This is a genomic window from Microcystis sp. T1-4, from assembly GCF_000297435.1.
Lineage (GTDB): Bacteria > Cyanobacteriota > Cyanobacteriia > Cyanobacteriales > Microcystaceae > Microcystis.
The window spans coordinates 1-1,685 of sequence record NZ_CAIP01000303.1 but is presented as its reverse complement, the minus strand read 5'-3'; the positions used below and the strand labels follow the sequence as shown (position 1 = coordinate 1,685).

Here is a 1,685-nt window from a genome sequence, read left to right as displayed (position 1 = left end):
AAATTAGGGTTTGCTGAAAAAGTAAAAAACAAAAACTCTCAAAAATCAGCCCGAATTTAAGATAAGTTTTTCTGTTGAGAAATCAGCTTTGTTATCATCTTTTGTAATCAAAGAGGGATGAATAAAGCTAAATTTAGATGTATAAAGAAATAGGGACAAAAAAAGACAGTTAACCTGTCTAAGCAGGTTAGAAAGATTGATGACTAAAAAAGTAATGGCAATGGAAGTTTCTGAAGTTTTATCAAGTTTTGTCATGATACAATCAAGACTATATCTTCTTTTTGCTTGACCAAATTTACCTTCAATTGCATTCCGAATTCCTTCATCCTCAAGAGCTTGTTTTTTAGTTTCTTTACTAATATTTTTAGGTGGTCTTCCTAGAGGAACTCCACTGATTCTAATTCCTCTTTCTTTACACCAAGCTAGATTTTTTCTAGTTCGATAAATTTTATCAACATGAACTGATTCTGGATAATATCCTGTGAATTCTTTATACTCTTCTACTTGCGCTTGTAAGTCCCCAGATTCATTAAAATTATCCCAACTTAAATGGTCTAAAAATACATAACTCTCAAAACAGCTTACTGAGATTTTTGCTCCAAATTCAACTGGTTTTCCTGCTTTTCCTCTAACGATAGGGCGGATGTGTGGTTGGGTTATACTCACAATTCTATCATCAATTCTCGATGATTTATTTTCCCACATCCACAATTGTTGACGATAAACTTCTGTCACCACTAACAACATTTTGTAGTTTCTTTTGCTGAGACTACTTAACTCTGATCCCCCCTCGATTAATTTCTCTATTTGAGATAGATTTCTTTTGATATATTGCAGTTGCTTCTTGATAGCTTCTCGTCTTTCTTTTTGAGAACAACGACGTTTTTTGGCTACTTTTAAATAATCTTTTCTCGCTCTTTTTCTATAAGTTCTTGGCTTTTTCTTCAGCTTGATTCTCAAATTTTGATAGAGACAATCTAGAATGTTTTCTGTTTTCTTTCTTGCTTGATTTAATATCCCTAAATCCTGGGGATAACTTAGATCAGCAGGTGCGCAACTTGCATCTAATATTAATTTTCCTTTATTTTTTATTTGACTCTCTTTTTCTTCTTCTTTTCTTTCACTTTTTTCTTCAATTTCCTTCTTTTTTCTCTCTCTCATCACCATTCTTTTATTGATTTTATTGATTAAATTCTTACTGATTCTTTTACGAAAATTAACGAACATTGTCGCATCAAATAGAGCTTCATTACTATAGGCTGACATCCCTAGAAAATACTGTAAATAGGGGTTTTCCTTGATTTGCTCTATGGTTTCCCTGTCGCTTGTTTTTAATTTTTCCTTAATAATTAATGCTCCTAATGCCATCCTAAATGGTTTGGCTGGCGCACCCATTTCTTCGTCAAAATTTTGGGCATATTCTTCTTCAAATTCTTCCCAGGGAATTAACTCTGCCATTATTATCCAGCGATTATCTGCTGATAATTTTCCCTCAAAAGGCAACTCAAAGTTTTCTGGGGCAATTGAAGACTCGTTCGTTTTTCGGTACATCTGTTCTTGTCGGATAAGTGCAAGGGTATTTTACCAATTTTAGCCGTTTTCTGTCCCTTTTTCTTGACTTTTTGGGAATTTAATGTGGCTGTAATCCTTATATCATAAGTATTTCACAGTTATTCAGCAAACCC

Annotated in this window: 1 protein-coding gene; it reads right to left on the bottom strand. The window is 33.4% G+C overall.

Annotated features, from left to right (window positions below; genetic code table 11):
- Positions 1 to 45: 45 nt before the first annotated feature.
- Positions 46 to 1,551 carry an IS5 family transposase gene (locus MICAI_RS16480; protein WP_008204630.1) on the bottom strand — a complete coding sequence of 502 codons (1,506 nt, stop codon included), beginning with the start codon at positions 1,549 to 1,551 and terminating at the stop codon, positions 46 to 48.
- Positions 1,552 to 1,685: the final 134 nt, after the last annotated feature.

Bases quoted from the DNA above. Each gene is read 5' to 3' on its own strand.
- MICAI_RS16480 (WP_008204630.1), bottom strand. From the start codon at position 1,551: ATGTACCGAAAAACGAACGAGTCTTCAATTGCCCCAGAAAACTTTGAG.